Raw genomic sequence first — 21,294 nt, 5'->3', positions numbered from 1 at the left:
GAAGCTGTGAACACCGGGACACCCAGTTACAGGAGTCGAGTTGGAACGCGCCACGATCGCCGAGATGCTGCTGGACCGCGTCGATGACGAGCACCTGGGCGTGCGCACCCGCGAGCGGGACTGGACCTGGGACGAGACCGTCCGCGAGAGCGCGGCCCGCGGCGCCCTGGCCGCCGCGCTGCGCGTCGACGGTCCGTTCCACATCGGCGTGCTGCTCGAGAACACCCCGGAGTTCCTTTTCTGGCTCGGCGGCGCCGCGCTGAGCGGGGCCGCGATTGTCGGGATCAACCCGACGCGGCGCGGCGCCGAGCTCGAGGCCGAGGTTCGCTATGTCGACTGCCAGCTCATCGTCACCGACGCGGCGGGCATGGCACAGCTGCGCGGGCTCGATCTAGGGCTGACCGAGGACCGGTTCCTCCTCGTCGACGACCCCGCGTACGCGGAACGCGTTGCGGCGCATCAGGTCGCGGACCCCGCCGCAGATCCGGAGGTCTCCGAGTCGACGCTGTTCCTGTTGCTGTTCACCTCCGGCACCACCGGCATGTCCAAGGCCGTGCGATGCAGCCAGGGCAGGCTCGCGCGCCTCGCGCACGCGAACACCACTAAGTACGGTCACGTCCGCGAGGACGTGGACTACTGCTGCATGCCGTTGTTCCACGGCAACGCCCTGATGGCTCTCTGGGCGCCTGCCCTGGCCAACGGCGCGACGGTCTGCCTGACGCGTAAGTTCTCCGCGTCCAGGTTCCTGCCGGACGTGCGGTTCTTCGGCGCCACCTACTTCACCTACGTGGGCAAGGCGCTGGCGTACCTGATGGCCACGCCGGAGCGGCCGGACGACCACGACAACACGCTGGTCCGCGGCTTCGGCACGGAGGCCTCCACGGAGGACAGGGCGGAGTTCGTCCGCCGGTTCGGCGCCGAACTGTTCGAGGGCTACGGGTCGAGCGAGGGCGCGGGCTCGGTTCGCCTCGACCCGGCCGCGCCCGACGGCGCGCTCGGGCGTCCGGCGCACGCGGAAATCGCGGTGGTGAATCCGGACAGCCTGGTGGAGTGCGAGCGGGCCCGCCTCGACGAGCACGGCCGGGTGCTGAACCCGGACGAGGCGATCGGGGAGATGGTCGACAAGGGCGGCGCCAAGCGGTTCGAGGGGTACTACAAGAACGAACAGGCCGTGGCGGACCGGATCAGGCACGGTTGGTACTGGACAGGCGATCTCGGCTACGTGGACGAAGCCGGGTTCATCTACTTCGCCGGGCGCAAGGGCGACTGGATCCGCGTCGACGGCGAGAACACCTCGGCGCTGATGATCGAGCGGATCGTGCGCAGGCACCCGAAGGTCATCGCGACCGGGGTGTACGCGGTGCCGGATCCGCGCTCGGGCGACCAGGTGATGGCGGCAATCGAGGTGGCCGACGCCTCGGACTTCGATCCGGTCGAGTTCGCCGCCTTCCTCGCGGCCCAGGACGACCTGGGCACCAAGGCGGCCCCGCGTTTCGTCCGGGTATCGAGGAACCTGCCGGTGACCGGGTCGAACAAGGTGCTCAAACGCGAGCTGCAGTCCGAGCTCTGGCGGTGTGTCGACCCGGTGTTCCGCTGGGAGGGACGCGGCGAACCGGAGTACCGGCTGATGTCCGAGGATGACAAGGTCGCACTGGAGGCGGAGTTCGCCTCGTACGGGCGCCAGCGCTATGTATAGGCAGCTGCGCTGCCCGTGCGTGGTTGACGAGTGTGTGGACTCGCCAACCGCGCACGGGCGGCGCAGCCGCCTCTGTCGAAAGGATGTTCCATGAAGCTGGGAGTCGTGATCCCGGTCGAGCTCGGTGTCACCGGAGAGCCCGACAAGATCCTCGAGTTCGCCAGGGCCGCCGAGTCTCTCGGGTTCGACGAGATCTCGGCGGTGGAGCATTCCGTGGTCATCGGGGACACCGACAGCGCGTACCCGTACTCGCCGACGGGCAAGTCCCACCTGCCCGACGACTGCGACATCCCGGACCCGCTGGAGCTGCTGTCCTTCGTGGCGGGGGCCACCACCACACTCGGCCTCGCGACCGGGGTGCTGGTGCTGCCGAACCACAACCCGGTGGTGCTGGCGAAGCGGCTCGCGACCCTTGACCGGCTCTCCGGCGGGCGCCTGCGGATCTGTCTCGGCGTCGGCTGGATGCGGGAGGAGATCGAGGCCTGCGGCGGCCGGTTCGACCGCCGTGGGAAGGTCGCCGACGAGGCCATCGCGGTGATGCGCGCGCTGTGGGCCGGTGGGTCCGAGGGCGTCGACCACGCGGGCGAGCACTATCGGTTCGAGCGGGCGTATTCGTTCCCGAAGCCGGCGCGCCCGTCCGGCGTGCCGCTGTACATCGGCGGCCACAGCAAGGCGGCGGCGCGGCGAGCGGGGCGGTTGGGCAACGGTTTTCAGCCGCTCGGGCTCGGCGGCGAGGACCTCGACGCGGCGGTGGCGCTGATGCGCTCGTCCGCCGTCGAGGCGGGGCGTGACCCGTCCGAGGTCGCGCTGGTGCTCGGCCACCTGCTGACGAGGGTGGACGGGTCGAAGATCGAATGGGCGACCTCGCTCGGGTCCGATCGGATCCTGCTGTCCGCGTCCCGCCACGCGACCACCTTCGAGGCGGTGCTCGACGAGATGGCCGAGTGCTCGAAGCGGCTGGGCCTGGCCTGACCGGTCGTACGGAGCCGCGGGGACGGCAGCCGTCACCGGGTTCGGGGGCGGCGGCCGGTCCGCCACCCGGCCACCGCCGCCTCTGCGTCCACCCGGTGCACCGGCACCCGCGGCGCGCTCGGGGCGCGCAGGTAGTCGGCGATGCGACGGTTCAGTTCCGCGACAGCCTCCCGCACGTCGGCCTCCGTCGGCAGGTCCGCGACCGTCTCGGGCAGTCGCGCGACCTCGCGCCGCAGCTGCAGCGACGGCGGCAGCAGTGCCTCGGTGGACAGGCCCTCGGCCCGCAGCTTGTTCTTCACCCACCACAGCTCGTCGTCGTCGGCGAGGTGCGGGATCGGCTTGCCCGCGCCGGGCAGGTCGTCGAAGTCGCCGCGTTCCTGGGCGACCCGGATCTGACGCTCGACCCACGACTCGAACGGGACGTCCCACGGCTTGCGCTCGGTCATGCCTCAAGGATGCACCGACCCAGTAGGCCCTGCTACAGCGACCAGGTGTGCTTGCCGAGGACCTTCTTCTCGTAGACGTACACGTTCGCCCGCGTCGCGCAGAAGACGGTGAGGCCGATTGCGGCGCCCCGGTCCAGCCACACGGGGGTGTCGGCGAACGTCGCGACGACGCCGTAAGCGACGCCGAGCGCGATGAATGCCACGGCCTTTCGCCACAGGCCCTTGGCGAACAGGTAGACGAAGCCGAAAAATGCTGCCAGCCAGTTGAACTGGAGGATCATGCGTCGACCGAAGGGCAGTGCCTTGAACGCGGCGACCCACTCGGGGCTGTTCTTCCATAACCCGGGCAGTCCGTGCTGGGCGAAGAAATCGAACCGGAACATCCACCTCTCGCCCAGTCCGGAAGCGGGGGCGGTCGGGTTCAGGTGAGTCGGCGTCATGACCAGTTGGACGCACGCCGACGAGATTCGGTTCCGGTCGAGCGCTGGGGTGGTGGAGCTCAGGTGTGCTCGGAGATCATCACAGCGCGGGTGCCGGGTTCGAGTGCCTGGAACACGTGCGCGACATCGCCTGGGTACGCGATGTAGTCGCCGGGGCCGAGTTCGACGGGATCCGGGGTCACCCCCACCAGGGCCCGGCCCGCGCTGAGCACGACGTGCTCGATGACACCGGGCGGGTGCGGCTGCGACTCACGGGCGGGACCGGGTTCGGCCGCGATCCGGTAGACGTCGCGGCGCGCGTTCGGCGGGCAGGAGGCGACCAGCGTCGCCTGGTAGTCGGCCCGATCCGAGTGCAGCGCCGGGCCCTCGTCGGCGCGGATCACCTGGACCCGCGGTCGCGGCGGATCCAGCAGTCGCGAGATCTGGATGTCGAGCGCGGTGCACAGCGCCCAGAGCGTCTCCACGCTGGGATTGCCGGTGCCCGCCTCGAGCTGGGACAGTGTCGACTTGGCCACGCCTGCGCGCCGGGCGACCTCGGTGAGCGAGAGCCCGGCCCGTTCGCGTTCCTGCCGCAGCGCCGACGCGATCGCGTCCAGCGGGGCCTTCCCCTCCGGTGCCATGTGTTCACTGTATCGGTCGTATTGTTCGACTTGACGAACACTTGCCACCTGTTCATTATAAAAGTCATGCGTTCGACATGGCGAACACTTGATCGCGGGCTCCGGGCAGACATCGCCCTCGTGTGCCTCGCCGACGGGATCGTCGGCGTGTCCTACGGCGCCATCGCGGTCGGTCTCGGGTTCGCGCCGTGGCTGCCCGTGCTGATGGCGGGGCTCGTCCTCGCGGGCGCCTCGGAGTTCCTGTTCGTCGGCATCGTCGCGGCAGGCGGCAGCCCGCTCGCTGCGCTCGCCGCGGGCCTGCTCGTCAACGCGCGGCACCTGCCGTTCGGCCTGGCGGTCGGCGACGTGACCGGCGGCGGCTGGCGACGGATGCTGGGCAGCCACGTCCTCAACGACGAGAGCGCGGTCTTCGCGCTCGGTCAGGACGACGCGGTCCGCAGGCGCGCCGCCTACTGGCTGTGCGGAATCGGGATCCTGGTCTGCTGGCCCGCCGGGGCGCTGATCGGCGCGACCGCGGGCAGCGTCATCGGCGACACGGACGTTCTCGGGCTCGACGCGATGTTCCCCACGGTGCTACTGGCGCTGGTGATTCCGGCGCTGCGGGATCTGGCCACCGCCCGGGCGGCACTGGTCGGCGCGGGCGTGGCGCTCGCCGCGACACCCTTCCTGCCCGCGGGCATCCCGGTGTTGCTTGCGCTCGTGGGGCTCTGCGCCGGCGGCGTGCGAAAGGTGGCGGTTCGGTGAACGTGTCTGCGGTACTGATGATTTCGATACTCGTGTTGGCGGCGGGAACGTTCGCCTTCCGATTCGCGGGCCCCGCGCTGCGGACCCGGGTGGTCGTGCCGGATCGGGTGGAGAAGCTGATGGGCACGGCGGCAGTGGTGTTACTGGTCGCGGTCGCCGCCACCACGGCGCTGACCCAGGACCAGGGCGCGGCCGGCATCGCACGACCGCTGGGCGTGCTGGTCGGCGGGGTGCTCGCCTGGCGCAAGGCGCCCTTCCTCGTGGCCGTGCTCGCCGCCGCGGCCACGGCGGCCGGACTGCGCCTCCTCGGCGTCCCCTGATCGGTCCCGGGAAGGTCGGTCAGGCGCCGGGCACCGTCACCGGTCGGTCCTCCGCGAAGTCGACCGTCAGCTCGCGGCGCGCGACCAGCCATCGACCGTCCACGCGCCGGTAGCTGTCCCGGTAGCGGATGGCGAGGCTGTTGTCGCGGAATCCGTCCTCGACCCGGTAGATGTGGTGCGCCTGGCAATAGACCAGGCCGTCCGCGGCGTCGCCGTCCACGGAGAGCATCTGCTGCCCGACCGCGTGATGCGTCGAGTGCAGGTGCCCGACTGCCCCGAGCACCGTCGCGGCGATCTGCTCGGGACCCGCGACGGTGGGGCTCTGACCGCGCCGGACGAGCGCGGCGGGCTGCACGAACTCGGCGTCCGTGGTGAACAGCGCGGCCAGGGCGGCGGTGTCACGGCCGTCCACCGCCGACGCGTATCGTCCGGCCAGATCGGCGAGATCGAGCCGGTCGGCGTGGTTTTGAGTGCTCATGCCCCGAGTATGCGACGCCTGCTGCGGGTGCGGGCCGCGCCCGCGCCCGCTGAGCGGGAAAAGTGCTCCGGGATCCGGCTGCGCGGGCGCATGATCGGGGTCGAGAACTCTGTCTGGAGGAATGTTGGCCGCACAACCGATTGTCGGGAGGCCGACTTCCGCCCGACTCGTGGTCATCGCCCTGGCCTCCTGCGGCATCGCGGTCTCGCTGATGCAGACGATCGTGATGCCGCTGCTGCCCGAGTTCCCGCGGCTGCTGAACACCTCCGCCTCGAACGCGGCCTGGCTGGTGACCGCGACCCTGATCGCGGGCGCGGTCTGCGCTCCCGTGCTGGGCAGGCTCGGCGACATGTTCGGCAAGCGCCGGATGCTGCTGATCGCGCTGGCAGTGATGGTGCTGGGCAGTGCCCTCGGTGCGGTCTCCGACGAGTTCGCGGTGGTGCTCGTCGCCCGGGCGCTGCAGGGCACCGCGATGGGCGTCATCCCGCTTGGCATCAGCATCATGCGCGACGAGCTGCCCGAGGATCGGGTCGGCTCGGGCATCGCGTTGATGAGCTCGACCCTCGGCGCGGGCGGCGCCATCGGGCTGCCGCTGACCGGCGTGGTCGCGGAGCACCTGAGCTGGCATTGGCTCTTCGGTGGCGCGGCCGTGCTCGGGATCATCGAGATCGTCACCGTCTGGGCGCTGGTACCCGAGTCGCCGGTGCGGACCGGCGGGAGGTTCGACCTGGTGGGGGCTGTGGGGCTGTCCGCGGCGCTGGTCTGCCTGCTGCTCGCGGTGACGCAGGGCAACAACTGGGGCTGGTCCAGCGCGGTGGTCCTCGGGCTGTTCGCGGGGTCGACCGCATTGTTCCTGCTCTGGGGCGTCTACGAGCTGCGGCTGGCCTCGACCGGCGTCAAGCGCCCGCTGGTGGACCTGCGTGTCTCCGCCCGACGGCAGGTGCTGCTGACGAACATCGCCTCGATCCTGATCGGCTTCGCCATGTTCACCTCGTTCATGGTGAGCGCGCAGATCTTCCAGGCGCCTGCCGCGACGGGGTACGGATACGGGATGTCGCTGACGCTCAGCGGGATCGCGCTGCTGCCCGGCGGCCTGATGATGATCGCCTTCTCGCCGGTGTCCGCGCACATCTCACGGCGCAGGGGGCCGCGGACGACGTTCATGCTCGGCGCCGTCATCCTGCTGGTCGCCAATCTCACGCGCGCGCTGGTGCCGCACCGGCTGGGCGTGATCGTCGCGTGCATCGCGGTGACCGCGATCGGCGCCGCCTTCGCCTACGGGGCGGTCCCGGCGATGATCATGCGCGCCGTTCCGGTTTCCGAGACCGCGGCCGCGAACAGCCTCAACTCGTTGGCGCGTTCCATCGGTACCTCCGCATGCAGCGCGGTCGTCGCGGCGGTCACCACGGCGTCGATTATGCAGGTCGCGGGCGTGCAGTTCCCGACGGCGGGCGCGTACGCGCTGGTGTTCGGGATCGGATCGGCCGCGGCGCTTGTCGCGCTGCTGGTCGCGGTGTTCATCCCAGGCGACGAAGTCCGCCCGCAGGATCTGCCGCTGAGTGAGACTGAACCGGACCGGATCCGCGCCGCTCAGTAGCGTCCCGTTGGCGCGAGCGCACGTGACCTGCTCGAGTGCCGCGAGATAGGGAGAGCATCGATGGACCTGAGGGAGTCGGCCGCGCAGACCGAGCTGCGCCGCGAGCTGCGCGCGTATTTCGCCACGCTGCTGCCGGAGCAGAAGCGCCGCACCGCCGGTGAGCAGGGCGTCGGCGGCGAGTACTTCCGCGAGATCGTCAGGCTGCTCGGCCGCGACGGCTGGCTCGGCATCGGCTGGCCGGTCGAGTACGGCGGCCAGGGCCGCTCCATCGAGGAGCAGTTCGTGTTCTTCGACGAGGTCCAGCGGGCCGGTCTGCCCTTCCCGTTCGTCACGGTGAACACCGTCGGCCCGACCCTGATGAAGTACGGCACGCAGGAGCAGAAGGAGAGGTTCCTCCCCGGTATCCTCGCCGGGGACATCGTCTTCGCGATCGGGTACACCGAACCCGAGGCCGGCACCGACCTCGCCTCGCTGACGACCCGTGCGGTCCGCGACGCCGACGGCTGGGTGATCGACGGCAACAAGATCTTCACCTCCGGCGCGAACACCGCCGACTACGTGTGGCTGGCCTGCCGTACCGATCCCGAGGCGCCCAAGCACAGGGGCATCTCCATCCTGATCGTCCCGACCGACGACCCGGGCTTCTCCTGGTCGCCGATCAACACGGTGGGCGGTCTCATGGTCACCTCCACCTACTACACCGGTATCCGCGTCACGGACCAGGAAGTCGTCGGCGAGGTCAACGGCGGCTGGCAGCTGATCACCGCGCAGCTCAACCACGAACGGATCGGTCTGGCGGCCCTCGGTGGCCGGACCTACGGGCTGTGGAACCAGGTGCTGGAGTGGTCGCGCGCGAACGGGACCATCGAGATTCCCTGGGTACAGCAGGATTTCGCGCGCACCCACGCCAAGCTCGAGGCGATGCGGCTGCTGAACTGGAAGATGACCTCGGCGGTCGCTCGGGACGCCCTCTCCGGCGCCGACGCCGGGGCGACCAAGGCGTACGGCACCGAGACGCACGTCGACGTGTACCGCACCCTGCTCGGCATCCTCGGCGCCGCGGGCCGGATCCGGCCGGAGTCGCCGGGCGCGATCCTGGCCGGCCAGATCGAACAGATCTCCCGCCAGGGCGTGGTGAACACCTTCGGCGGCGGAGTCAACGAGGTGCTGCGCGACATGGTCGGCACCATCGGTTTGGGCCTGGTCCGGGAGAAGAGGGTCAGATGAGCGAGGAGCACTGATGGACTTCGACTTCAGCGAAGAGCAAGAGGCGATCCGCGCCCTCGCCGATGAGGTTTTCACGAGCAAGGCGGGCATCGACCGGGTCAAGGAGGTGGAGGCCACCGAGGACCGCGTGGACCGCGACCTCTGGCGTGAGCTGGCGGTCACCGGACTGCTCGGCGTCGCCCTGCCCGAGGATCTCGGCGGTGGGGGACTGGGCGTCGCCGAGCTGTACGTCCTGCTCGAACAGCAGGGTCGCCACGTCGCGCCCGTGCCGATCTGGCCGACCGCCATTGCGGCGCTGGCTGTTTCCGAGTTCGGGACCGCGGATCAGCGCAGCGCGCTCGTGCCGGGCGTCGCCGAGGGCAGCACCTTCCTCACCGTCGGTCTCGAGGAGTTCGGGCCCTACGTCGCGGGTGACCCCGAGACCACCGCCGCGTCGTCCGCCGACGGTGTGTGGCGTCTGGACGGCGCGAAGGCCGCCGTGCCGGTGGCGCACCTCGCGCACCGGGCGGTCGTGTCGGCGACGACCGGGTCGGGCGCCGCCCTGTTCCTCGTCGACCTCTCCGGCGACGGCGTGAGCGTCGTGCGGACGCAGTCCACCACCCACGAGATCTGCGCCAACATCGAGTTCTCGGGTGCCACGGCGGAGTTGCTCGGCCCGGCCGACGGATCCGCGGTCTCCTGGCTGCTGGACCGCACCGAGCTCGCGCTGGCCGCGATCCAGCTCGGTGTCGGCTCCGGCGCGGTGTCCCAGGCCGTCGCCTACCTCAACGAGCGCAAGCAGTTCGGGCGCCCGCTGGCGACCTTTCAGGCCGTGAGCCACCAGCTAGCGGACTGCTATATCGACCTCGAGGCCATGCGGGTCACTCTGTGGCAGGCGGCGGTGCTGCTCGCCGCGGGCGCGGAACCCGGTACCTCGGTGCTGGTCGCGAAGTGGTGGGCGACCGACGGCGGTCAGCGCGTGGTGCACCGGACCACCCACGTACACGGCGGCATGGGGGTGGACACCGATTACCCGGTGCACCGGCACCTGTTGTGGGGCAAACAGATCGCGGCCACCCTCGGCGGCGCGAGCTCGGACCTTGCTCGTCTGGGCGCACTTCTCGCATCGGGCATCGAGGTGGGGGCATGACCGCGGCGAGGGTGGTTCCCGCCCAGTGGGTCGCGATGGTCGCCCGGCACCACATCCATCAGTACGGTGCGACGAGAGTGGACAACGTGCTGGTGACGGCTGGAACAGCCGTGCCGACCAGCGGACTGATACTGGGAGCAGCCTGATGAGCACCACCGAGACCAACACCTCGAACGCGGGCCGCTGGCGCGGCGCGGACCTGGGCACCAGAACCGTCAGCTACACCGAGCGGGACGCGATCGTCTACGCGCTCGCGGTCGGTGCCGCCGCGAGCGAGCTGGACCTGGTGTTCGAGGACCGGCTGCGCGTGCTGCCGACCTTCGCGCTGACCCTTGCACAGTGGGCCCCCGACGAGCTGGGCTCCCGCGGCGCCTTCGACACCAAGACCGCGCTGCACGGGTCGCAGGACTTGAAGGTGCTCATGCCGCTGCCGCGCAGCGGTGAGCTGACCCTGACGGCCTCCGTTGGCGAGGTCTGGGACAAGGGCGCCGCGGCGGTGTTCGAGGTGCGCGTCGAGTGCGAGTACTTCGTGGCGACCTGGTCGCTGTTCGCGCCCGGGTACGGCGGCTTCGGTGGCGAGCGGGGCCCGTCCAAGCCCCCGGCACCGGAGGGCGAGCCGAATCTGTCGACGGAGCTGGCGACCTTCGAGAACCAGGCCGCGCTCTACCGGCTGACCGGCGATCTCCACCACATCCACATCGACCCGGCCGCCGCCGAGCGCATCGGCCAGCCGCGTCCGATCCTGCAGGGGCTGTGCACCCTGGCCGCGAGCACGCTGCCGCTGGCGCGCGCGCTCGGCGCGCACCCCGCCGACCTGGTCGAGCTGTCGGGGCGGTTCTCCGCACCGGTGTTCCCCGGGCAGGTCCTGCCCGTGCGGGGCTGGCGAGACGGGGACGCGGTCGAGTTCGAGGTCGGCGCGGACACGGTGGCGATCGCGGGCGCCCGCGCCCGATTCGCGGGCTGACCGCGATGGGTGTCGCCAATCCCGCCGACTTCGCCGGCCGTGCCGTCCTGGTGACCGGCGGGACCAAGGGCATCGGGCGCGTGGTCGCCGAGACCTTCCTGGCCGCTGGCGCGCGGGTGCTGGTGTGCGCCCGCACGGAACCGGACGCGCTACCGGAGGCGGACGGTCGCCGGGCCGAGTTCCGGTCCGTCGATGTGCGCGACCCGGATGCGGTCCGGGCGATGGTCGAGGACGCGCATCGGGCGATGGGCCGGCTGGACGTGCTGGTCAACAATGCCGGCGGCTCGCCCGATGCGGGCGCAGCCGAGGTCTCGCCCCGGTTCGTGGAGAAGATCGTCGCGCTGAACCTGTTGGCGCCCTTCTACGTTGCGCAGGCCGCGAACCGGCTGATGCAGGCGCAGGAGGACGGCGGGTCGATCATCAACATCGGCTCGGTCTCCGCGCACGACCCGCAGCCCGGCACCGCCGCGTACTCGGCCGCCAAGGGCGGCCTGCTGGTGCTGACCAGGGCCCTGGCGCTCGAGTGGGCGCCGAAGGTCCGGGTCAACCACATCACCACCGGGCTGATCCGCACGGAGGCCGCCGCGTCGGTGTACGGCGCGGACGGGGGAGCGGCGGTCACCCGGACGCTGCCGATCGGCCGGATGGCGGTGCCTGCGGACATCGCAGGCGCCTGCCTGTTCCTCGGTGGTCCGCTGTCCTCCTATGTGAACGGCGCCGACATCGCCGTTCACGGTGGCGGCGAGTACCCGGCGCGCTACATTGCAACCCATCCCGAGCTCGGCTGAGCCACACGCATTCTCAAGGATCGGAGCACTGCACATGGGGACTCTCGACGGAAAGGTCGCGCTGATCACGGGTGCGGGTCAGGGGATCGGTCAGGGCATCTCGTTCGCCCTCGCCAAGGAGGGCGTGGCCATCGCGGTGGCCGGACGGACCGAATCCAAGCTCGACACCACGGTCGCGGCGATCCGTGAGTTCGGCGGCACCGCGATCCCCGTGCGCTGCGACGTCTCCGACAGCGACGACATCGCGGCGGCGGTGGACAGGACCGTCACCGAACTCGGCGGCGTCGACATCCTGGTCAACAACGCCAACGACGCCATGCCCGGCAAGCTGCTCGACGTCAAGGACGGGGAGTTCGAGCGGGCGTTCGCCTCCGGACCGCTCGCGACGCTGCGGCTGATGCAGGCCTGTCATCCGCACATGGTCGCGCGCGGCGGTGGCTCGATCATCAACCTGGTGACCTCGGCGGCGGTTCGGTGGGACGCGGGCGGTTACGGCGTGTACGGCTCCATCAAGGAGGGCATGCGGGTGCTGACCCGCGCCGCCGCGTCCGAATGGGGCCGCGACGGCATCCGGGTGAACAACGTTGCCCCGCATGCGCTCACGCCCGCGCTGAAGTGGTGGATGAACAAGAACCCGGAGGAGGCCGCCGAGTTCGTCGCAGGCATCCCGCTCGGCCGCGTCGGCGAGCCGGAGGCCGACATCGGCCGGGCCGTGGTGTTCCTGGTAGGCGAGGACGCCCGCTACCTCACCGGCGCCACCATCCCGCTCGACGGCGGTCAGTCCCGCTGGGGATAGGCGCCTTCGGCGCCCGTGAGTCCTTTCGGCCCGGATAGGGGCCAGAAGGACCCACGGGCGGCGGAGTTGTTCACTCTCAGTTTCCTGCCAGTTTCTCTGGGTAAATTCCCGCGGATGCGTGATCGCCTTCCCTCCCCACCGCGGCACTGGCCGCTCGCCGTTGCCGCCCTGATCCTCGCCGCGGGGATCCTCGCGGTGTTCGGCCCGTCCGAGGTCGCCACCAACCCGGTGTTCGGCGCCTCGACCTCGCTGTACCGACAGGTCGACGCCGTCACCAGCACGTGGCCGAGCGAGATGGGCACCCTGACCGAGCTGGCGGCGGAGGCGCTGCTGTTCGCGCTCGCGGCCATGCTCGCGGCGGCGCTGTGGTGGGGTCGCGGCGATGCCAACACCCTCGCGGTCGGGCTCGCGGGCGGCGCGGGCGCGGCGGCGTCGGCGCTCGCGACGCTCGCGGTGAAGTCGGTCGTCACCGAGGAGCGGCCGTGCACGGCGGTCCCCGGGGTGCACGCCCTCGCCGAGTGTCCGCCGATGGGGGACTGGTCGTTCCCGAGCAACCACTCGGGCATCGCCGCCGCGCTGGCGACCGCGGTGGTGCTCGCGAGCTACGCCGCGCGCCGGATATGGCTGTGCGTGCTCGCGGCCGCGTCGGCGGTCGTGGTCGCGATGCTGCGCGTCGTCAGCGGGGTGCACTACCCGCACGACGTGGCGGCGGGTCTGGTGTTCGGCGCGTCGATCGCGGTGGCGGTCGCGATCGTGTTGACCCCGGTGACCGCGCACCTGTTGCGGAGGGTCGGCCTCGGCGGCCGGGTACCGGCGGGCGAGCCCCGGTACTGAGGGGCGCGTGCGCGCCCCTCCGGGTCAGCGCCGGATCAGCGGGAGGCGGCGGCGGACCCTGGCCACACCGAGCATCTCGTCGACATCGGTGATCTTGACGCGCGGCCGACCGGATGCGGCGCCACCTGCACGCTCGGCGGCATCGATCGCCTGCCAGCCGCGGTAGTCGATCCGGGCGGGCTGGCGCTGCGTAACCAGCTTGGTCAGGTCCTTGCGGCTGCCGACTGGCCTGCTGAGGCTGCCGGACTGGAAGTCCTCGAGCAGCCCGCGGACGGTCTCCTTGGCGCAGGCCTTGTTGGTCCCGATCACCCCCGACGGTCCACGCTTGATCCAGCCGGTGACGTAGACGCCGTCGACCGGCGCACCGCCCGCGGACTCGAGCACCCGGCCGTTGTCGTTGGGGATCGTCCCGTGACGCTCGTCGAACGGGACGCCCGCGAGTGGCCGCCCGCGGTAGCCGATCGAGCGCAGGACCAGGGATGCCCCCAGCGTCTCGGAGTCCGCGGTCGGCCGGGCGCTCGGCGAACCGTCGGTCCCGGCGACCAGCTCGTTGCGCGCGACGGTGACGGCCTCGACGCGGTCGGTGCCGAGCAGCGCCGTCGGCGAGGCCAGATAGCGGAAGACGATCCGCTTGCGGCCGGGGGTGCTCGCGCGTTCGGCGAACTCGCGGGCGAGCTGCACCTTGAACTCGGCGGACGGTTCGTACTCGCCGCTCTCGAGCAGACGGGCGCTGAGCTCGTCGAGCTCGAGCTCGGCAGGGTCGATCACCACGTCGACGTTCTCGAGCTCACCGAGGGCGAGGAACTCGGGGGTGGAATACGCGGCCTGGGCGGGCCCGCGACGCCCGAGCAGCACCACCTCGCGGATATTGCTGTGGCGCAGGGCCTCCAGCGCGTGATCGGCGATATCGGTCGTGGCGAGCTCGGCGATGTCCATGGTGAGCACGCGGGCCACGTCGATCGCGACGTTGCCGTTGCCGACGATGACCGCGCGCTCGCCGGACAGGTCGAACTCGCGATCGGCGTAGTCCGGGTGGCCGTTGTACCAGGCCACGAACTCGGTGGCGGCGTGGCTGCCGGGCAGGTCCTCGCCCGGGATGTCGAGTCTGCGGTCGCTGGAGGCGCCCACCGCGTAGATCACCGCATGGTGGTTGGCCAGCAGCTCGTCGTGGCTGAGGTGCTTGCCCACCTCGACGTTGAGGTGGAACTGGAAGCCGTCCTTGGCCGCCGTCCACTCGAACGCGTCGGTGATGACCTTGGTGCCGGGGTGGTCGGGCGCGACTCCCGCGCGGATCAGCCCCCACGGGGTCGGCAGCTTCTCGAACACCTCGACCTCGACGTCCGAGTGCACCAGGAGTTGCTCGGCGGCATACGACGCGGCAGGCCCGGCACCGACGATGGCGACGCGCAGGGTGCCCAGGTCCACGCGCTTGGCCTCGGTCGCCTTGAGGGGCCTCCAGCCCTCCTGGAGCGGGTATTTCTCGTAGTAGTTCGCGTTGATCTCCGCGTATCGCGCATCCGCCTGGGACAGCTGGTCCGCGGGGAAGATCGCGGCGACCGGGCAGGCGTCCACGCAGGCCCCGCAGTCGATGCAGGTGTCCGGCTCGATGTACAGCATCTCGGTGGTCCTGAACTGCGCCTCGTCCGGCGTCGGGTGAATGCAGTTCACCGGACAGGTCGCAACGCAGGAGGCGTCGTTGCAGCACGCCTGGGTGATCACGTATGCCATGAGAGTCGTTCCTAGGTGCGGGAGCTGGGCTGCGGGGCGGATGACGGTCGGGGGCGGCCCGACCGGCGATCAGAGCAGGTTCACCCTCTTGTAGAGGCGCTTGGACGGGCCGCCGACGAGGCCGGAACTGTCGAGGAACTGCATGAGCTTGGTGCCCGACGTGCGGACCTTGTCCTTGTAGTGCGGATTCGCCTTGGCCTCGGCGATGGCGCGCTCCGGATCGAGACCGGCGTTCGCGTAGACGTCCTTGTTGATCATCGACTTCATCACGAAGTAGACGACGACCGCGGTGTTCACCCGCTCCACCGCCAGCCGCGCCCGGCTCGCGCCCTGCAGGCGGCGACCGACCTCCTCGCGGGCGAAGCGGATGTGCCGGGCCTCCTCGAGGACATGGATCTTGCTGACCGTGCGGGTGATCGGCTGCACGCGCTCGTCCTTCATGAAGTCGCGCTGCATCATGTCCAGGATCTCCTCGGCGGCCATCACGCTGGCGTACGCGTTGGCCCCCTTGAAGAAACCGCCCCAGATCCGGCCCAGCTTGTGGATGACGGGGTGCGGGCCGTAGCTCGGCATGCCGAGCCGCTCGCCCGCGCGGCCGAACATCACCGAATGCCTGCATTCGTCGGCGACCTCGGTGAGGGCGAACTGGACGTGCCGGGAGTGCTTGTCGCGGCCGTACACGTCGCGCAGCAGCATCTGCATGAGCAGGATCTCGAACCACAACCCGACGCCTGCGACGCTGGCGCACTCGTGCTTGGTGAGCTCGACCTGCTGCTCGAGGGTCATCTCCTCCCACAGCGCGGTGCCGTAGAGGGTGCTCCACTCGGGGGTGAGGCCGTACTTGTCGTCCGGTACAGGAGCCTCCCAGTCGACCTCGATCATCGGGTCGTAGGACTTGCGGGCCGAGGACGCCAGCAACCGCTTCGCCGTCTCTTCGCGGTCGGAGATCGCGGGGCGCTGCAGCGGCATCGCGGTTGTCATTGGCAGTCCTCCATTTATGTGACACCGGGTAACAGGTACTGCGACTGTACATCTACCCCCGTGGTGTGACAACTGTCACCGGACAGCTGTCCAGTTAGATCAGAGTTTGGCTGGCCAAACTTCCTGATATGGTCTAGCGAACTAGAGTGGTGGATGCGCGGATAGACAGGGGGACGGCGTTGTCAGTGGAGGAGCTCGGCGTCACGACGCCGGAGAGCGCGCCAAGGGCCACCGGCTCTGCCAAGGGCCGCCTCATCGCGCTGGCCGGGCCGGCATTCGTCGCCGCGATCGCGTACGTCGATCCGGGCAATGTCGCCTCGAACCTGACCGCGGGCGCCAAGTACGGCTACCTGCTGGTGTGGGTACTGGTGCTGGCCAACGCGATGGCCGTACTGGTGCAGTACCTCTCCGCGAAACTGGGCTTGGTCACAGGGCGCTCGCTCCCGGAGCTGCTCGGCGACCGACTCCGCCCTGCCCAGCGCAAGGCATTCTGGGTCCAGGCCGAACTGGCCGCGGTCGCCACCGACCTCGCCGAGGTGATCGGCGGCGCCATCGCCCTCAACCTGCTGTTCGGGGTGCCGCTGCCGCTCGGCGGCCTCATCACCGGCGTCGTGTCGATGGCGATCCTCGCCACCCAGAGTCGCGGCCAGCGGACCTTCGAGTTCGTCGTGATCAGCATGCTCGCGATCATCACGCTCGGCTTCGTCAGCGGGCTGGCGTTCACCGACGTGTCGGGCGGCGAGGCGCTGGCCGGGCTGGTGCCGCGCTTCGAGGGCACCGAGACCGTGCTGCTGGCGGCGAGCATGCTCGGCGCCACCGTGATGCCGCACGCGATCTACCTGCACTCGGCGCTCGCGCGCGATCGGCACGGACGGGACATCGAGCCGGGCAGGCTGCCCCGGTTGCTCAAGGCCACCAAGATCGACGTCGTGGGCGCACTGATCGTCGCAGGCTCGGTCAACATCGCGATGCTGTTGCTGGCCGCGTCCGCGCTGCGCGGGATCGAGGGCACCGACACGATCGCGGGAGCGCACGCGGCCATATCCAGCGCCCTCGGCCCCGCGGTCGCGGTGATCTTCGCGATCGGTCTGCTCGCCTCGGGCCTCGCGTCCACCTCGGTCGGCTGCGCCGCGGGTGCCGAGATCATGTCGGGCCTGCTGCACTTCCGGATCCCGATGCTGCTGCGCCGGACCCTGGTGCTCATCCCGGCGCTGGTCGTGCTCGCGATGGGCGCCGATCCGACGCTGTCGCTGGTGATCAGTCAGGTGGTGCTGAGCTTCTGCATCCCGTTCGCGCTCGTGCCGTTGGTGCGGATGACATCCGAGCGCGGGCTGATGGGCGAGCATCTCAACCGGCGAGGGACCACCGTCGCGGCCTGGGCGGCCACGGCCGTCATCGTCGCCCTGAACCTCGCACTGCTGGTCCTCACCGTCACCGGCGCCTGACGCCCACCCGCCCCGAAAGTGGTTCCAGCACTGCCCCCTTGATCACTCGGGTTCGGTCGCCGCGACCAGGCTGGGGGCGGCTACCTCGGCATCGGTTCCGGCGGGCCGCTCGCGCCCCGGCGCCCAGATGCCGACGAGCACGGCCGACACCAGCATCACCGCGGCCAGCACATACGACGAGTGCGACATCCCCGCCATGAAGGCGTCGCGAGCGAACTCGGCGAGCTGCTCGCCTTGCGGGCCTGCATGTTTCGCGACCTCGAGCGCCGACGCGAGCGACGCCCCGACCGGATCCTTGGCGACCTCCGGCACCGCGGCGACGGCGGGCGCGATCTCGCGGGTGTAGGTGGCGGCGAGCAGGCTGCCCGCCACCGCGATGCCGATCGCCGCGCCGACCTCGCGCGCGGTGTCGTTGACCGCGGACGCGACGCCCTGCTTGTCGTCGGGGGTGTTCTCCATGATCGAGGTGGTGGCCGGCGCCGAGCACAGACCGAGGCCGGTGCTGAACATCAGCAACGCCACCACCGCCTGGCCGTACCCGCCGTCGATATCCAGTCCGCCGAGCAGGATCAGGCCAACCCCTGCCAGCCCCAGTCCGCACAGGGCCAGCACGCGCTGGCCCACCCTCGGGATCAGCCACGGCGTGATCGCGGAGACCGCGACCATCGGGACGACCATGGGGGCCAAGGCGATTCCGGCCTGCAGCGGGCTGTAGCCGAGCACGAGCTGCATGTACTGGATGACCAGGAAGAACAATCCGAAGGAGGCCAGGAACTGCAGCGTCAGCGAGGCCGCACCCGCACCGAACCCGCGCACGCCGAACAGTCGGACGTCGAGCAGCGGATGCGCGCGCCGCATCTCGACGACCGCGAACGCGACCGCCGCGAGCATTCCGCCGACCACGGCGAGCAGCACCAGGGGGTCGAGCCAGCCGCGGGCCGGACCCTCGAGCAGGCCGAGCACGACCAGTCCGACGGCCGCGACGGCGAGCACCGCGCCGAGGAGGTCGAACTGCGGCGAGTCCTCTTCCCGCGACGACGGCACCGTCCAGGCGATCGCGAACAGGGCGACCGCGGCCGCGGCGAAGCCGACGAAGATCGACTGCCACTGCCATTTCTCGAGCAGCAGGCCGGACACCAACAGTCCGGCGATCCCCCCCGACGCCGCGACGCCCGCCCAGATCGCGACGCCGCGGGAACGCTGCTCGGGCGGGAAGCTCGCGGTCAGCAGCGACAGGGTCGCGGGCATCACCAGTGCTGCGCCGATGCCTGCGATCGCCCGCGAGCCGATCAGCCATTGCGGGGAGTCGAGCCAGATCGGCAGCGCGGAGGCCGCCGCGAAGATCAGCAGCCCGACCAGCAGCACCCCGCGACGGCCGTACCTGTCGCCGAGCGCCCCGGCGGGCAGCAGCAGCGCGGCCAGCGTCAGGGTGTAGCCGTCGACGATCCAGGTCAGTTCGCTCTGGGTGGCGCCGGTGTCCAGCGCGAGGGCGGGCAGCGCCGAGTTCAGTCCGGCGGCCGCGGCGATGACCATCGCCACCGCCGAGCACACCACCGTCAGCGTCCATACTTCTCGTAAGGACATCCTGGCTTCGGCGGACTCGGTCGGACGGTTCATCAGCACCTCCGGGGGAGAAAACAAGACTGTCAGTATCGTTTGAAGACCGACGGTTCCACAACCCCGCATACCCGCAGTCAATGGAGGTGACATGGTCGACGAGCCCGCCGAGGCGGCCGAAACCGATTCCCGCGAGGACCCGCGCAAGGTCCGCTCGCGGGCGCGACTGCTCGACGCGGCAACCGCGTTGTTGGCCAAGGGTGGCACCGAGGCCGTCACCATCGACGCGGTGACCAGGGCGGCGAGGGTGGCCCGCGCGACGCTGTACCGGCATTTCGACAGCGGGACCGAACTGGTCGCGGCCGCGTTCGGGCGGCTGATCCCACCGGCCGCGACGGTGCCGGAGGACGGTGACCTCCGGGGGCAGCTCATCGCACTGCTCACCGACCAGGCGAGGCTGATCGAGGCCGCGCCGATGCAGCTGACCGCGCTGTGCTGGCTGGGGATGGGGCCCGGCCTCGACGAACGTGCCGCCAGGGAGGGCGCGGGCGGCATCGATCGCCCGGAGCTGCGGTCGTTGCGCAGCCAGATCGCCGAGCAGTACCGGACCCCGTTCGACCGGATCTTCGCGAGTGCGGAGGCGAGGGCACTGCTCGGGGACACCGATTACGAATTGGCCCTGGCGCAGCTCCTCGGGCCGTTGGTGTTCACCAAACTCGCGACGCTGCGGCCGCTCGGTCCGGAGGCCTGCGCGCGGATCGTCGACGACTTCCTGGCGGCCCGAGTATCGGCGGGACAACCCTCCCCCGCTGAATCCTCCCCCCTCTAAAGGCTGGGTGCCGACGCTGTCGCGGATCTATGATCGAAGGCACCCCACGGTTCGATCGTGAGGCCCAGCCGACAAACCAGTCGATCTTCAATGGTGAGATGGGGCCGAGACATGACGACGACAGACGTCCGGAGGGGACAGACGATGTTGAAAAGACTCGCAGTGCTATTTGCCATGGCGGCGGCCATGGTTGCCCTCGTCGGTGTCGGTCCCGCGGCGGCCGCCGGTCCAGCGGTGCTTGGAGGTGGATCCGGGATCATCGTCGGCGGTGAGGCGTTGTGCACGTTGACCACCATCGGGCACGACGGGGCGGGTCGACTGGTCGGTATCACGGCAGGCCACTGCGGTGAGCCGGGCATGGCAATCGTGTCCTCGCACAACGAGGAAGCCGGCATCGTCGGTCACATGGTCAGCAAGAGCACCCAGTGGGACTACGCGGTGATCGAGTTCAACCCGGCCGCGGTGACCCCGGTCAACCGGGTCGGTGGCGTCACCATCACCGGCATCGGCGCACCGGCCAACTTCCCGGACATCGTGTGCAAGGAAGGCCTTCGCACCGGCAACACCTGCGGTGTCACCTGGGGCGACCTGGTCCAGACCCACGAGACATGGACCCAGATGTGCGTTATCGAGGGTGACTCCGGAAGCCCGGTTGTGCGGGGCACTACCCTGGTCGGCATGGTCAACGCCTACGTGGGATTCGCATGCATCGGACCGGAACTCGGCACAAATATCGATGTGATCATGGCCGACATCAACGCCCAGGGTGGCGTTGGCGCAGGCTATCGCCCGATCTAACCCGGAATGCCACCACGTAAGCGAAGCGGCGACGGCCTCACCGCACAGAACCTGATCGAGCTGACCGAGGCACTCGCCGCGGGCAAGCGCGCCACCGTCTATCTGATCGAACCCACCCCGAGCCTGAACCTGGCCGCGGGCTGTTCCGCGCGGGTGCTCTCCGTGCAGGGCACGACGCTGATACTGCGGCCGAAGGGCGTCAACGACGAGTTGCCGTTCGAGGCCGACGAGCTCCGGTTCACCCGGATCCCGCCCGTGCAGGCAAAGGCGAAGGGCGCCAAGGCTGCTCCCGCCAAGGCCGCGCCGGCGAACGCCGCTCCCGCCAAGGCCGCGCCGGCGAACGCCGCTCCCGCCAAGGCCGCGCCGGCGAAGGCTGCACCCGCGAAGGCCGCAGTCCCGGCGAAGGCCGTCGTCGAGACGACCCCGGCCGAGCCCGTGGCACCCGCAACCACACCGACCCGACCGAAGGCACCCGTGACCGCACCGAAGACCCCCGCATCGATGACGCTGGTGCCGAAGCCGGAGTCGGCTCCCGCGGACGGACCGGCCGCCGCGCAGGCGAAACGTGCACGCAGGCCGAAGGATCCGGCGAGCGTGAGCGTCACCCTGCACGCCGAGGCAGGCAACGAGTGGACGGTGACCGTGACCCACGGTGAGCGTCGCCCTGGCCGCGCGGCCCCCGTGTCGGCCGATGCCGTGGAGCGCGCGGTGCGTGAGCTCGGTGATCCCGCCGCCGAACAGGCGGTCGCGTCCGTGCTCAGCGCGGCCCGTGATGCCGCCGCCAAGCGGGTCGAGGAACTGAGCAGGCAGCTCGCCGAGGCGCAGAGCACGCTGGCTGCGCTCGGCGCCGACGGCGCCTGATCGAACCAGCGCCGACGGGCGCCTGATCGCAGCGGAGGTAACTC

At 70.4% G+C, this 21,294-nt stretch carries 23 protein-coding genes; 16 read left to right on the top strand and 7 right to left on the bottom strand.

Annotated elements, in window-relative coordinates; genetic code table 11:
* The first annotated feature begins 40 nt into the window (after positions 1–40).
* Positions 41–1,696: a steroid-22-oyl-CoA synthetase gene (gene casI / locus ABIC28_RS06335; RefSeq protein WP_097213461.1), complete on the top strand. Its 1,656-nt coding sequence runs from the start codon at positions 41–43 to the stop codon at positions 1,694–1,696.
* 90 nt (positions 1,697–1,786) lie between these two features.
* Entirely contained in the window at positions 1,787–2,668 is an 882-nt protein-coding gene (locus ABIC28_RS06330; RefSeq protein WP_097213460.1) for an LLM class F420-dependent oxidoreductase, read from the top strand.
* Between the two features lie 32 nt (positions 2,669–2,700).
* Here the strand turns inward: ABIC28_RS06330 and ABIC28_RS06325 are convergent, their stop codons facing one another.
* Genes ABIC28_RS06325 through ABIC28_RS06315 form a run of 3 tightly spaced genes read right to left on the bottom strand, consistent with a single transcriptional unit; the run spans position 2,701 to position 4,174 of the window.
* The gene (locus ABIC28_RS06325; protein WP_097213459.1) at positions 2,701–3,114 is read right to left on the bottom strand and encodes a DnaJ family domain-containing protein; all 414 of its coding nucleotides are present in this window, start codon (positions 3,112–3,114) and stop codon (positions 2,701–2,703) included.
* 32 nt (positions 3,115–3,146) lie between these two features.
* Complete coding sequence (locus ABIC28_RS06320; RefSeq protein WP_097213458.1) at positions 3,147–3,554, bottom strand: DUF2628 domain-containing protein; 408 nt, start codon at positions 3,552–3,554, stop codon at positions 3,147–3,149.
* Positions 3,555–3,613: 59 nt separating this feature from the next.
* Positions 3,614–4,174 (bottom strand): helix-turn-helix domain-containing protein, encoded by a 561-nt coding sequence (locus tag ABIC28_RS06315; protein ID WP_097213457.1) that lies wholly within the window; start codon positions 4,172–4,174, stop codon positions 3,614–3,616.
* Between the two features lie 66 nt (positions 4,175–4,240).
* On the opposite strand from ABIC28_RS06315, the gene ABIC28_RS06310 reads away from it, so the two are divergent.
* The gene (locus ABIC28_RS06310; RefSeq protein WP_097213456.1) at positions 4,241–4,918 is read left to right on the top strand and encodes an AzlC family ABC transporter permease; all 678 of its coding nucleotides are present in this window, start codon (positions 4,241–4,243) and stop codon (positions 4,916–4,918) included.
* Positions 4,915–5,238: an AzlD domain-containing protein gene (locus tag ABIC28_RS06305; protein WP_179800673.1), complete on the top strand. Its 324-nt coding sequence runs from the start codon at positions 4,915–4,917 to the stop codon at positions 5,236–5,238. The genes ABIC28_RS06310 and ABIC28_RS06305 overlap by 4 nt, the downstream gene beginning before the upstream one ends.
* Positions 5,239–5,257: 19 nt before the next feature.
* Here the strand turns inward: ABIC28_RS06305 and ABIC28_RS06300 are convergent, their stop codons facing one another.
* On the bottom strand, positions 5,258–5,716 hold the full coding sequence (locus ABIC28_RS06300) for a nuclear transport factor 2 family protein (protein ID WP_097213455.1): 459 nt from the start codon (positions 5,714–5,716) through the stop codon (positions 5,258–5,260).
* 169 nt (positions 5,717–5,885) lie between these two features.
* Between ABIC28_RS06300 and ABIC28_RS06295 the strand changes: the two genes are divergently transcribed.
* The 8 genes from ABIC28_RS06295 (at position 5,886) to ABIC28_RS06260 (ending at position 13,051) form a co-directional block, all read left to right on the top strand.
* Complete coding sequence (locus ABIC28_RS06295) at positions 5,886–7,313, top strand: MFS transporter (protein WP_307861309.1); 1,428 nt, start codon at positions 5,886–5,888, stop codon at positions 7,311–7,313.
* Positions 7,314–7,373: 60 nt separating this feature from the next.
* The gene (locus ABIC28_RS06290) at positions 7,374–8,540 is read left to right on the top strand and encodes an acyl-CoA dehydrogenase family protein (RefSeq protein ID WP_097213453.1); all 1,167 of its coding nucleotides are present in this window, start codon (positions 7,374–7,376) and stop codon (positions 8,538–8,540) included.
* A gap of 13 nt (positions 8,541–8,553) precedes the next feature.
* Positions 8,554–9,669, top strand: a complete 1,116-nt coding sequence (locus tag ABIC28_RS06285) for an acyl-CoA dehydrogenase family protein (protein WP_354578040.1) — start codon at positions 8,554–8,556, stop codon at positions 9,667–9,669.
* Complete coding sequence (locus tag ABIC28_RS06280; RefSeq protein WP_179800670.1) at positions 9,666–9,815, top strand: hypothetical protein; 150 nt, start codon at positions 9,666–9,668, stop codon at positions 9,813–9,815. Before ABIC28_RS06285 ends, ABIC28_RS06280 begins: the two co-directional genes overlap by 4 nt.
* Positions 9,815–10,633 (top strand): MaoC/PaaZ C-terminal domain-containing protein, encoded by an 819-nt coding sequence (locus ABIC28_RS06275; protein ID WP_097213451.1) that lies wholly within the window; start codon positions 9,815–9,817, stop codon positions 10,631–10,633. The genes ABIC28_RS06280 and ABIC28_RS06275 overlap by 1 nt, the downstream gene beginning before the upstream one ends.
* Positions 10,634–10,638: 5 nt before the next feature.
* Entirely contained in the window at positions 10,639–11,421 is a 783-nt protein-coding gene (locus tag ABIC28_RS06270) for an SDR family oxidoreductase (RefSeq protein ID WP_097213450.1), read from the top strand.
* A gap of 34 nt (positions 11,422–11,455) precedes the next feature.
* Positions 11,456–12,217: an SDR family NAD(P)-dependent oxidoreductase gene (locus tag ABIC28_RS06265; protein WP_097213449.1), complete on the top strand. Its 762-nt coding sequence runs from the start codon at positions 11,456–11,458 to the stop codon at positions 12,215–12,217.
* Between the two features lie 114 nt (positions 12,218–12,331).
* Complete coding sequence (locus tag ABIC28_RS06260; protein WP_097213448.1) at positions 12,332–13,051, top strand: phosphatase PAP2 family protein; 720 nt, start codon at positions 12,332–12,334, stop codon at positions 13,049–13,051.
* 24 nt (positions 13,052–13,075) lie between these two features.
* Here the strand turns inward: ABIC28_RS06260 and ABIC28_RS06255 are convergent, their stop codons facing one another.
* Both ABIC28_RS06255 and ABIC28_RS06250 read right to left on the bottom strand, forming a co-directional pair.
* Positions 13,076–14,779, bottom strand: coding sequence for an FAD-dependent oxidoreductase (locus ABIC28_RS06255; protein ID WP_354578036.1), 1,704 nt, complete (start codon positions 14,777–14,779; stop codon positions 13,076–13,078).
* 69 nt (positions 14,780–14,848) lie between these two features.
* Positions 14,849–15,760: an AurF N-oxygenase family protein gene (locus ABIC28_RS06250; protein ID WP_097213446.1), complete on the bottom strand. Its 912-nt coding sequence runs from the start codon at positions 15,758–15,760 to the stop codon at positions 14,849–14,851.
* A gap of 179 nt (positions 15,761–15,939) precedes the next feature.
* On the opposite strand from ABIC28_RS06250, the gene ABIC28_RS06245 reads away from it, so the two are divergent.
* Positions 15,940–17,205: an Nramp family divalent metal transporter gene (locus tag ABIC28_RS06245; protein ID WP_373560287.1), complete on the top strand. Its 1,266-nt coding sequence runs from the start codon at positions 15,940–15,942 to the stop codon at positions 17,203–17,205.
* Between the two features lie 42 nt (positions 17,206–17,247).
* Here ABIC28_RS06245 and ABIC28_RS06240 read toward each other — a convergent pair whose 3' ends face one another.
* Complete coding sequence (locus ABIC28_RS06240; protein WP_097213532.1) at positions 17,248–18,822, bottom strand: MFS transporter; 1,575 nt, start codon at positions 18,820–18,822, stop codon at positions 17,248–17,250.
* 91 nt (positions 18,823–18,913) lie between these two features.
* Between ABIC28_RS06240 and ABIC28_RS06235 the strand changes: the two genes are divergently transcribed.
* The 3 genes from ABIC28_RS06235 to ABIC28_RS06225 all read left to right on the top strand — a co-directional run bounded on the left by ABIC28_RS06235 (position 18,914) and on the right by ABIC28_RS06225 (position 21,250).
* Positions 18,914–19,591: a TetR/AcrR family transcriptional regulator gene (locus ABIC28_RS06235; RefSeq protein WP_097213444.1), complete on the top strand. Its 678-nt coding sequence runs from the start codon at positions 18,914–18,916 to the stop codon at positions 19,589–19,591.
* A 144-nt stretch (positions 19,592–19,735) separates the two neighbouring features.
* Positions 19,736–20,389 carry a chymotrypsin family serine protease gene (locus ABIC28_RS06230; protein WP_097213443.1) on the top strand — a complete coding sequence of 218 codons (654 nt, stop codon included), beginning with the start codon at positions 19,736–19,738 and terminating at the stop codon, positions 20,387–20,389.
* A gap of 6 nt (positions 20,390–20,395) precedes the next feature.
* Entirely contained in the window at positions 20,396–21,250 is an 855-nt protein-coding gene (locus ABIC28_RS06225; protein ID WP_354578032.1) for a translation initiation factor, read from the top strand.
* The last annotated feature ends 44 nt before the right edge of the window (positions 21,251–21,294 follow it).

The sequence above is a fragment of the Rhodococcus sp. PvR044 genome (assembly GCF_040548995.1).
GTDB lineage: Bacteria > Actinomycetota > Actinomycetes > Mycobacteriales > Mycobacteriaceae > Rhodococcus_G > Rhodococcus_G oryzae.
Note: the sequence above shows the minus strand (reverse complement) of the source record. Positions and strands in the feature narration are given on the sequence as shown.

Coding starts and splice junctions, on each gene's coding strand:
- ABIC28_RS06330 (WP_097213460.1), top strand. CDS start 1,787: ATGAAGCTGGGAGTCGTGATCCCGGTCGAGCTCGGTGTCACCGGAGAG.
- ABIC28_RS06325 (WP_097213459.1), bottom strand. CDS start 3,114: ATGACCGAGCGCAAGCCGTGGGACGTCCCGTTCGAGTCGTGGGTCGAG.
- ABIC28_RS06320 (WP_097213458.1), bottom strand. CDS start 3,554: ATGACGCCGACTCACCTGAACCCGACCGCCCCCGCTTCCGGACTGGGC.
- ABIC28_RS06315 (WP_097213457.1), bottom strand. CDS start 4,174: ATGGCACCGGAGGGGAAGGCCCCGCTGGACGCGATCGCGTCGGCGCTG.
- ABIC28_RS06310 (WP_097213456.1), top strand. CDS start 4,241: ATGCGTTCGACATGGCGAACACTTGATCGCGGGCTCCGGGCAGACATC.
- ABIC28_RS06300 (WP_097213455.1), bottom strand. CDS start 5,716: ATGAGCACTCAAAACCACGCCGACCGGCTCGATCTCGCCGATCTGGCC.
- ABIC28_RS06290 (WP_097213453.1), top strand. CDS start 7,374: ATGGACCTGAGGGAGTCGGCCGCGCAGACCGAGCTGCGCCGCGAGCTG.
- ABIC28_RS06285 (WP_354578040.1), top strand. CDS start 8,554: ATGGACTTCGACTTCAGCGAAGAGCAAGAGGCGATCCGCGCCCTCGCC.
- ABIC28_RS06280 (WP_179800670.1), top strand. CDS start 9,666: ATGACCGCGGCGAGGGTGGTTCCCGCCCAGTGGGTCGCGATGGTCGCC.
- ABIC28_RS06275 (WP_097213451.1), top strand. CDS start 9,815: ATGAGCACCACCGAGACCAACACCTCGAACGCGGGCCGCTGGCGCGGC.
- ABIC28_RS06270 (WP_097213450.1), top strand. CDS start 10,639: ATGGGTGTCGCCAATCCCGCCGACTTCGCCGGCCGTGCCGTCCTGGTG.
- ABIC28_RS06265 (WP_097213449.1), top strand. CDS start 11,456: ATGGGGACTCTCGACGGAAAGGTCGCGCTGATCACGGGTGCGGGTCAG.
- ABIC28_RS06260 (WP_097213448.1), top strand. CDS start 12,332: ATGCGTGATCGCCTTCCCTCCCCACCGCGGCACTGGCCGCTCGCCGTT.
- ABIC28_RS06255 (WP_354578036.1), bottom strand. CDS start 14,779: ATGGCATACGTGATCACCCAGGCGTGCTGCAACGACGCCTCCTGCGTT.
- ABIC28_RS06250 (WP_097213446.1), bottom strand. CDS start 15,760: ATGACAACCGCGATGCCGCTGCAGCGCCCCGCGATCTCCGACCGCGAA.
- ABIC28_RS06240 (WP_097213532.1), bottom strand. CDS start 18,822: ATGAACCGTCCGACCGAGTCCGCCGAAGCCAGGATGTCCTTACGAGAA.
- ABIC28_RS06235 (WP_097213444.1), top strand. CDS start 18,914: ATGGTCGACGAGCCCGCCGAGGCGGCCGAAACCGATTCCCGCGAGGAC.
- ABIC28_RS06230 (WP_097213443.1), top strand. CDS start 19,736: ATGTTGAAAAGACTCGCAGTGCTATTTGCCATGGCGGCGGCCATGGTT.
- ABIC28_RS06225 (WP_354578032.1), top strand. CDS start 20,396: ATGCCACCACGTAAGCGAAGCGGCGACGGCCTCACCGCACAGAACCTG.